The organism is Paenibacillus sp. 3LSP (assembly GCF_032465655.1).
GTDB lineage: Bacteria > Bacillota > Bacilli > Paenibacillales > Paenibacillaceae > Fontibacillus > Fontibacillus barengoltzii.
In genome coordinates this window covers 1-8812 of sequence record NZ_JAWDJI010000046.1, presented here as the reverse complement: position 1 = coordinate 8812, position 8812 = coordinate 1, and the positions used below count along the sequence as shown (strand labels likewise).

Annotated in this window: 11 protein-coding genes; 10 read left to right on the top strand and 1 reads right to left on the bottom strand. The window is 50.0% G+C overall.

Features of this window, described 5'->3' with window-relative positions:
* The coding region (locus RW092_RS02550) for an ATP-binding protein (protein WP_410055503.1) at positions 1-1368 on the top strand (1368 nt) is incomplete at its 5' end.
* A 61-nt stretch (positions 1369-1429) separates the two neighbouring features.
* Here RW092_RS02550 and RW092_RS02545 read toward each other — a convergent pair.
* Positions 1430-2476 carry a YkvI family membrane protein gene (locus RW092_RS02545; RefSeq protein ID WP_316009429.1) on the bottom strand — a complete coding sequence of 349 codons (1047 nt, stop codon included), beginning with the start codon at positions 2474-2476 and terminating at the stop codon, positions 1430-1432.
* A gap of 143 nt (positions 2477-2619) precedes the next feature.
* Here RW092_RS02545 and RW092_RS02540 point away from each other — a divergent pair, with 143 nt between their 5' ends.
* From RW092_RS02540 to RW092_RS02500, 9 genes are all read left to right on the top strand, one after another.
* Entirely contained in the window at positions 2620-2763 is a 144-nt protein-coding gene (locus RW092_RS02540; RefSeq protein WP_316009428.1) for a hypothetical protein, read from the top strand.
* Positions 2764-2975: 212 nt separating this feature from the next.
* Complete coding sequence (locus tag RW092_RS02535) at positions 2976-3548, top strand: xanthine phosphoribosyltransferase (protein ID WP_316009427.1); 573 nt, start codon at positions 2976-2978, stop codon at positions 3546-3548.
* A gap of 102 nt (positions 3549-3650) precedes the next feature.
* Positions 3651-3983, top strand: a complete 333-nt coding sequence (locus RW092_RS02530; protein WP_009222820.1) for a hypothetical protein — start codon at positions 3651-3653, stop codon at positions 3981-3983.
* Between the two features lie 482 nt (positions 3984-4465).
* The gene (locus RW092_RS02525; RefSeq protein ID WP_270406205.1) at positions 4466-4681 is read left to right on the top strand and encodes a hypothetical protein; all 216 of its coding nucleotides are present in this window, start codon (positions 4466-4468) and stop codon (positions 4679-4681) included.
* A 78-nt stretch (positions 4682-4759) separates the two neighbouring features.
* Positions 4760-5104, top strand: a complete 345-nt coding sequence (locus RW092_RS02520) for a carboxymuconolactone decarboxylase family protein (RefSeq protein WP_085279783.1) — start codon at positions 4760-4762, stop codon at positions 5102-5104.
* 653 nt (positions 5105-5757) lie between these two features.
* Positions 5758-6108 (top strand): hypothetical protein, encoded by a 351-nt coding sequence (locus RW092_RS02515; RefSeq protein ID WP_085278382.1) that lies wholly within the window; start codon positions 5758-5760, stop codon positions 6106-6108.
* 131 nt (positions 6109-6239) lie between these two features.
* A complete protein-coding gene (locus tag RW092_RS02510) occupies positions 6240-6887 on the top strand; it encodes a DUF5819 family protein (protein WP_139817471.1) in 648 nt (215 codons plus the stop codon).
* Positions 6865-8223, top strand: a complete 1359-nt coding sequence (locus RW092_RS02505; RefSeq protein WP_254899709.1) for a DCC1-like thiol-disulfide oxidoreductase family protein — start codon at positions 6865-6867, stop codon at positions 8221-8223. Before RW092_RS02510 ends, RW092_RS02505 begins: the two co-directional genes overlap by 23 nt.
* A gap of 15 nt (positions 8224-8238) precedes the next feature.
* Positions 8239-8812, top strand: a 574-nt coding sequence (locus RW092_RS02500) for a serine hydrolase (RefSeq protein WP_316009426.1), incomplete at its 3' end; no start/stop codon positions are given.

The window sequence follows — 8812 nt, the reverse complement described above, 5'->3', positions numbered from 1 at the left end:
GAGGAGGAGCGGCAGCTGCGCCGGTTGATGGAGGCGTGGCTGCTGTGGGATCAGCGCCACGCCGCGCTTCAGGGCGAGGCGGAGGCCGCCTTGAGCCAGGCCTCCGCCGCCCGGGACGAGCTCGCGGCTGCTGAACGCGAGCTGACGCGCCGTGAAGCCAACTTTGAGGAGTTGGCCGGGCAGTGGGAAACGTGGCTGACCGAACGAAAACTGTCCGCCGATCTGTCCCCGGAGGCTGCAGCAGACGTGTTCCGCCTCGCGGAGCAAGGACGGGACTGGCTGGCCCGTTTGGATGGGCTGGCGGTTAAGATGGCCGCGCTGCGTGCGGAGAACGAGCGGTTTGAACAGGAATGCTTGGCTTATGGAGACCCAGCCGCCCCTGATCAGGCCGCAGCAGTTCTGCGAGCAGCCTTATCACGCCTGGACAGTGCGCTCGAAGCGCGGAAACATCACGACCAGCTTTCCGCTCAGTTGTTACCGCTGGAGGAAGAGGGTCAGCGCTTAGACGATCGGTTGCGGCAATTGCGGGAATTGGAGCAGGCGTTGCTCGCCGAAGCGGGTGCAGCTGACGGGGAGGAGCTGCTGCGTCTTGGGGCTGCGAAGGAACGGCGGGAAGCTTTGGAACGGGAGCTGCGGCAGCTGGAGTTGATGCTGTTTGCAGGACTGGACGAAGCGAAGCGGGAGGAGTTGGAGCAGCAGCTGCGGACGACGGAGGAAGCGGAGCTCCGCCAGCGCTTGGACACGGCGGAGCAGGAGCTGGCGCAAGCTGAAGCTTGGCTCGGACAGCTCCAGGAGCAACGCGGACGTTTGCTGCAGGAGCAGGAAAGCTTAGCCGCCCGCTGTTTACGGGACGATCTGATGCAGCAATTGGAGGAGCAGCGGGCGGCTCTGCGCGATCGTCTCGATCAGTATGCGGTGATGGCGGTGTGCCATGAACTGATTGGCCGTGCACGCCGGGTTTACGAGGAAGAGCGGCAACCTGCGGTGCTGCGAGCCGCGTCGGGATACTTCGCGGAAATGACCGGCGGCACCTACCGCCGCATCGTCATGAAGATCGGCACGCAGGAGCTGATGGCGGAGCATGCGGAGTTAGGTCCGCTCGAAAGCGCACAGCTTAGCCGAGGGACAGCGGAGCAGCTGTACTTGTCGATGCGGCTGGCTTTGTCCGAAGCGGTATCGGGTTCTCATCCGCTGCCGTTGCTGCTGGATGACCTGTTCGTCAACTTTGACGAAGTCCGCTTGGTGAGGGCGTTGTCGGTGCTGCGGAAGGTTGCGGACCGCCAGCAACTCATTATGATGACTTGCCATGAGCATGTGGTTCGGCATGTCCAAACCTTGCTGCCGGAAGCCAAGATCGTGCATATGTAGATCGAATCCTTGTGTCGAGCAGCACTAGTGTCAGCGAAAAGCAGCAAGAAGACCCCCGGGGTTAGCCCCTGGGGGTTTCTTTTTGCCGATATATCCCTAACATGAGCGCCCAAATCAAACTGAACAAGCCAAACACAGGATACAGCACCGACAGGAGGGAGCTGAAGCCAAACTGGCTGGTGATATAACAGATACATAAAATCGTAACCGAAATCAGCTTCGGCGGGACCTGAATCCGTTGCTGCAGTTGGAGGGTCACCCCATAGATGTCGGCAACAAAAGTGCTGAAGATTTCCATAAAAATAAGCAGGACATAGATCAGCTGAATGGTGGTTCCCAGCTGCTCGGCAATGCTGCCCATTGGGATTTCGTACTGCACGATCCCCGGCATGTAAGCCGACAGGGCAAAATGACCGGCCATTAGCATAAAGCCAACGCCGACGCCGCCGAGAACACCACCGAGGACAATCACCCGGCGACTTTCAGTATGGCTGCCGATCGGCACAAGCACCGCCTGAGCCATGGACAAGTTAAAGGCTGCATACATGAGCGGCGCAGCCCAAGCGGCGATCAGCGGATGATCCGTCTCCAGCGACAGAAAACGAGCAGCCCCCGGCGAGCCCGCGGTATTGGTGATAATAGCGAGGGAGAGAATCAGCATCATCGGGACCACGATGGAGTTCAACTGCAGCACCCCTTTGATTCCCCGGCCTAGCAGCAGATAGGTAGCAATCAAAGTGATCCATAGGCCTGTCTGATAATGCAAGCCCAAGTGTTCCATAAAGACGGAGCCAGCGCCTGCCAGCATCACGCTATTGACACCGATGAGCACGATCAACGTAAAAATGCTGAGCGCACTGCCGATCCGTTCGCCAAACAAACGGCGGTTTAAGTCTTCATAGGAAGCTGCTTGAATCGTTCGAGCGAGCAACATCATTTTGGTGCCAAGCCAGACGAACAGCAGCGTAGATAGCAGGATCGTCAATACGCCCCATTTGCCGTACCGGGTGAAAAACTGAAGAATTTCCTGTCCCGTCGCGAAACCGGCGCCAACGACGGTGCCGATGTAGGTGAAGGCGATCTGCAGAACTTTTACGGCATTTTTCATGGTTTTCCCCCCGGTTCTTGTGCTATATATAGTACAAGGTATGTTGTCCAAGAACTGGACATGACTTAAAACCTATAGGTCGTCCAAAAAGTCATCTTTCGAGCGCGGCAGGAGCAGTTGCAGTTCTGGCTTAACGGTGAGCTGTGGCAAGGTTGTGGCAGGTTCGTCCACGTAACGGAACGGAGAGACGTTATTTGCCGGAGGAAGCGACTATTCAGATTCTAACGGAACGAGTAGACCTTATTGGGGCAAAATGCAGCGGATGGACCGGCAAAATGACCGAATAAGGACTCTAGATTCCGTTAGAGCGGGAAATAGTCGGGAAATGGGAAAATAAGGGCTGTACGTTCCGTTACGCTCAGCCGAACGTATGCTTGGGGCGGATCCTGCCAGTGCATAGGGCCGCTCACACCCAGCCGCAAGCAAGCCGCTCCCGATGCGGACTCGAAATCTGACTTGTTGGACGAAGCTATAGATTATGAGCTGTGGAGGAAACGATATGGAATTGTTGAAACAAAAAATCGTCGAGCAAGGGGTTATCGTCTCGGACCAAGTGCTGAAGTTGGACGGGCTGCTGAACCATCAGGTGGATCCGCAGCTGACGATGGAGATGGGCAAGGAGTTTGCCAAGCGATTCAGTGACCAAGGGGTGACGCGCGTCATTACGGTGGAGTCGTCGGGGATTGCGGTGGCGTTTGCGACCGCTTATGAGTTAGGTGTCCCGCTTGTATTCGCGCGGCGGAAGAAAACGCTGCTGGCAGAGCCGGACATGCTGTGCGAACGCGTCCCTTCGTTTACGAAAGGGATCGTGACGGACATTCTGGTGTCCCGCGATTTTCTTGGAGAGAACGACCGGGTATTGTTCATTGACGATATTATCGCAAATGGCGACGCGGCTCGGGGATTGATCCGAATTATTGAACGATCCGGGGCAGAACTGGTTGGAGCGGGCATCGTCATTGAGAAATGCTTCCAGCCCGGAGCCCAGGCGATTCGAGAGCAGGGGATCCGTCTGGAGACGCTGGCCCGCATCGCATCGTTGGAGGGTGGACAAATCAGGTTCGCGGACTAAGGACAACCGGGCGAAGAAAATGCAGCCAAATTACGGTTAATCCTTTGCAGGCCCCCGTTTTTTCGCTATAATGAGGATTACTAGGGAGAGGAGGCTAAAAGAATGGGGAAAGAATTGGCAGTAGACGCGGAGTTTTTTCTTTCGAAATTGTCCGAAGCGAAGGTAACTTTTGAACGTGCCCTGGATTGCAAACATACCGAGTTTGATGACCTTTATCCCTATATGCTTGAACATCCCCAGTTTTTCTGGTACAAACGCTATGTAGCATGGTCGCAATTGTTAACGATAGCCGGGCTTTGCCAAGAGCTCGATGTGCCCTGGAAGGAACAGTTCAGCCCGCAACAAGTAGGGTATTTGGAGCAAAGAGTGATGTCGGCCAAAGTGCTTGATTTCTGGTTCGAAACGAACGACAGCCGGGAGCATGCTTCGCGATAAGCGGTTACCGTGCTGATTCCGCAAGCGGCCTGATCTTAACGGCGGCGCCGTACCGGTTGATGTAGGCATTCGAAGTCCCGTTGGTTCGCCGGCGGGGCTTTTTTTGCGCTTGGCGTCAGGTCAACCCTCGCTGTCCGGCTTTGAACGATAATCCCGTTTAATCAGGTAGCAGAGAACAAGACCGTCTCGAAGAAGAAATTTTGGCGGCGAAACCGAACGGTTCGATCATGAGACGGACTTAAGCCTATGCGTCAGGCTGGAGGCGGATAGGATAGCGTTACCGCTGTCGGATGGGATCGGATTGGATTAAAAACCCGTTTTACGTTTCTAATTCGTCTGTCCCTGCTATCCGTCCGGTGGCTTCGCTTCGACCAACCTCGATCTATGCACCCTGAACAAAAGGGATAATGGTGCAAAGCGGCATTGCAGAAGATAACTAGTATAATAGAGGTTGTTCCCTAAATCAGGAGGTGGGAAATTCGATGATATCAGATGAAGCGCTGGATCAATACCGGCTGTCCGGAGAAAAAGTGCGCGTCGTACGCGACGGCATTCCGGAAAACGATGTGCGGGGGATCGTAGTGGCCTGGGACGACACGCACGTGTTAATCCGCAAGCCGAACCGCAACGTGGTCAAGCTGGATCGCAATTACATTTACCAGCCTGCGAGCGAGCCTAGGATTTCGCCGCTGGATTAAGCATATTTTTTGCGGGTCGGGACATCGTATAAAGTGAGCGTTTTTGCAGATATCCTCTACAGGAAAGGATGTTCCGCCATGTCGCTGGTCAGCGATAAAATAAAAGCTTACAAAGACGAGATCAACCGTTTCGGGGAAGCCTTGCCGAAGATAACGGAAGCGTACCATACGTTCACTGGCGAAAGCCTGTCGGACGGCACGCTGGACGCTAAAACGAAGCAGTTGATCGCGCTCGGGATCGCTTTGTCCACCAATAACGAAATCTGTACGTTCTACCATGCCGAGGAGGCAAAGTCGAAGGGAGCGACCGATGCGGAGATTTTGGAAACGGTCGCCGTGGCTTCCGCGGCCCTGGCCGGCAACGCGTTGTCGCAGGGTGTAACCCGCGTGCAGCAGGCTTTGTCCGCACTGCCCGTGCAGTAAACGAGCGGATTTTAGCCAAGTACCCGCGTCATTGCTGCCTCCGGCCGCTTACGAAATCTCCGGCAGGTCATTCACAGGCAGGGATCAGCCTGAATACGGAATAAAGGGACTCCAGATGATGATTTTCATCTTAAGGAGTCCCTTTTTTTGCGGCGCGTACCCAGCTAAGCACGCATCTTCTAGCCGGTGAAAGTCCGGTCGCGGGAGGAGCCAAGACCCCGTGTAAAATCTGCATGCACATGAATGACGAACATCGGAGAGCCGTATGAGGGAAAACCTCACGTACGGTTTGATGAGGAGGGGCAGAAATTATCTGCCCTTTACTCTAGTTCTGCCAGGGAGGGGACATACCGGCTCCTGCCGGGCGACTTCCGGGGATAAACGTCTTGGCGGAGGCCCCCCTGCTGGGAAAGCCGCGGCACCGGTATTCCGCTTCGATTCCGGAATGATCCTGGCTGATACGGCGGCTTCTAATTTATAGAAAATTGTACAGATCGGATAATCATCACTTGATTTGTATCAAATGAGAAAAGGTTCTTTTTTTTGAAAAAACTTGAATTTAATGCGTTAGAAAAGTAGAACTAAGCACGTTAATGTATTTAGAAACACTTCATAGAGCCAACCTCAAATCTTCTATAAGGGAGGTGAACCGTATGAAGAAACTTGCTGCTATCATGCTGTCGTTTGCTTTGTTATCGGCTGTCGGAATTACAACTCATGCCTCCGTGTCTGCGAATAACAGCATTGTTCCGGTGGATGCAGAGCTGGACAATGAGAAGATCAAGGTTGAGAACTCTGCAGATATTCGTCCGGCCTCAGCGGCTGCAGCGGCAAGAGCTGTGGCTCAAGCTGCGACCAAAGGCTGGGTTTATGTCAAGGAGGCTGTTAAGCATTATGCGGATGATATTGATAGGGTAGTCCGCGATGCTTCAATGTACGTTGGTGGGGCAGATCTTGCGTCCGAAAATCCTGAAGCAGTAGAAGCTATTTTTGACCTGAAATAACGATCTAATTGGGGAGGCTGTGACGCGAAGTCTCAGTCTCTCCTATAACTCAAGATATTCCTATTGGACAACACCGAGGGAGGATGGTGGGGGAGTTGCAAATACGGTGGAAAAAGCGATTCTTAAATTTAATGGTTGTACTGCTGGCCATATTTTCAGTGTTTCATTTTTCCGTAATCGTTCTTCACGCAGGTCCAATCAATCCTATATCAGCTAAATTGCAATCTCAAATTAATGCATACGTTACTCCGTTTTTTCAGCAAAATTGGCATTTATTTGCGCCCAATCCTGTGACTACTAACTTTAAGCTTTATGTGAAGGTCAGATATACAGAACCGGGGAAAAACGAGATTGTCGAAAGTAAGTGGCTGGATATGGTTTCGCCCATGCTTAAGAAGAACGAAGAAACTTTGTTTTCCCCATATAATCGCCTGATCCGACTCGGATCAGGGTATGTGCATGAGCTGAAGTTGGGCGGACATGATGAATTAACCTACGAGCTTCTAAATACCATTACAGATGACAGTCCACTCTATGATCGAATTGACGAAAAAATGAATAAGCATATTGAAGATCAAAAGAGGATGACATACCGTTATGTTTCCGCTTATGCGAAGGCGGCATTTCCGGACAAAAGAGTTCTTTCGGTTCAGTTTATGACCGGTCAGCAAGATGCCGTTCCTTATTCAAAAAGAAATGATGAAAATTATAGGGTAGAGGAAAAATTTATAATTTATGAGTGGAGGGAGATTGATCATGATGTTCTCCCGTTTCCGTAATTTCATGGTCGCAGACAGGTTTCTGATTGGAACCTCTCTTTTACGAATTTCAATAGGGCTTATCCTACTTTATCAGTATTTCATCCATTACGGACAAAGACATTTTTTATTTAGTTCCCGGGGAATGTCTGTACTAAGCGATGAATTAAAGTTAAGTCTCTTTTCCCTGTACAACCTAAGCGACTCGCTGATTTATTTTGATATCATCTATCATTTGGGGATTGTTGTTTCGTTCGTATATTTGCTCGGTTTTAAAGGACGAATTTTTGCACTGCTGAATTTTATATTTTTTTATTCGCTTCATATACGATACGGTCAAATCGGTGATGGCGGCGATAATTTATTAATCATATGTCTGTTTTTATTGATCTTTTCCAATTCCACTGCATACTTTTCTTTTGATAGCGCCCGTTTTCAACAAAACAGGGAACGAAAAAGGGATACATTTGTATATCAAGTATTAACCATTTTTCATAATTTTTCTGTATTCTTCTGCATCGTCCAATTATGTATCCTGTATTTTTTCTCTGGTTTATATCAGATAATGGGTGATTTATGGCAGAACGGAACGGCTATTTACTATATTTCGCAAGTGAATGAGTTCAGTAGACCTTTTCTTAAGTATATGGTTGATAATCATTTGTGGCTTATGGTTCTTGGTACGTATTTCAGTGTCTTCATCAAAATCGCATTTCCTTTCTGTCTCTTAAACAAAAAACTGAAACCTCTCGTTGTTGCCGGGATGATCGTTTTTCATACGGGAATCGCTATAGGAATGGGATTATTAACCTTTTCACTGATCATGATGATGATGGAACTTATCGTTTTTACAGATGAGGAATATAGAAAAGGGCTGAAAAAAATCGTTTTGTTCGGAAGAAAACTGCAGGTAAGTTGGATGAGATTGGGAAGAAGCGTTGGAAGAAAGTGGTTCTATCCATACAGGATCGTTATCTTTTATGATGGGTGGTGCCCGATGTGCCAAAGCATTATGCGCAACCTCCGCAGACTTGACTATTTGGGATTACTTCGCTACATCAGCTTTCGGGACCCCAAAGTCATCAAACAATACAACTTAGACTCTGCAGAAGTGGAGAAGCGGATGCACAGCATGAGAGTATCGAATAAAAACACGATGAAAGTTGGCATACATTCTGTTATTCAAATTAGTTCAAGGCTTGCACCCCTCTGGCTTTTTGTTCCGTTTCTTTATCTGTCCAGTAAAATAGGAGTAGGCGCTCTTGTCTATGACTTCATTGCTTCAAGGAGAAATCTGCTTCCTATCAATCACTGTGATGAAAACTGCGAAATCAATCACGTCACTATTCATCGATAAGGAGTGTTGCAGTTCATGACGGCTTGGACGATAGCAATCGGATTGATCGTACTAATCATTTTGCTGTTTTTCCTTTCAATCTTGGTTATTAAGAATAGAGATGACAAGAAAAATGAAGAGGATGTGTTGAAATTTATCAAACATCATCCGAAACAGGTGTCCTGCTGCTTTGTTGAAAACGGAAATCCAATCATTGCGTACCAATCCGATCAGAAAATGCCGCTGGCAAGCGTTTTGAAAATCATGGTTGCCATTGAATTCGTCAGGCAAACCCGGCTGGGAAAAGTAGATCCGAATCAAGAGATACCATTGGCTCAGTTGGATCGGTTTTACATTCCTGGGTGCGACGGTGGCGCCCATGCGGAATGGCTAGGAGCGGTTCGTAAGAGTCAACCAAACCGAAAGGGCGTTTCGTATTTTAACATAGCTAAGGGCATGATTCAGTTTAGTTCGAATGCGAATACAGAGTTTTTGATGGAGATACTTGGAATTGATGCGATAAATCATACTGTATCGGTATTAGGTGATTCGGAGCATGAACCGATATTCCCGATTTCCTCGGCGGGTCTGATTGGGGATGGAACAACCA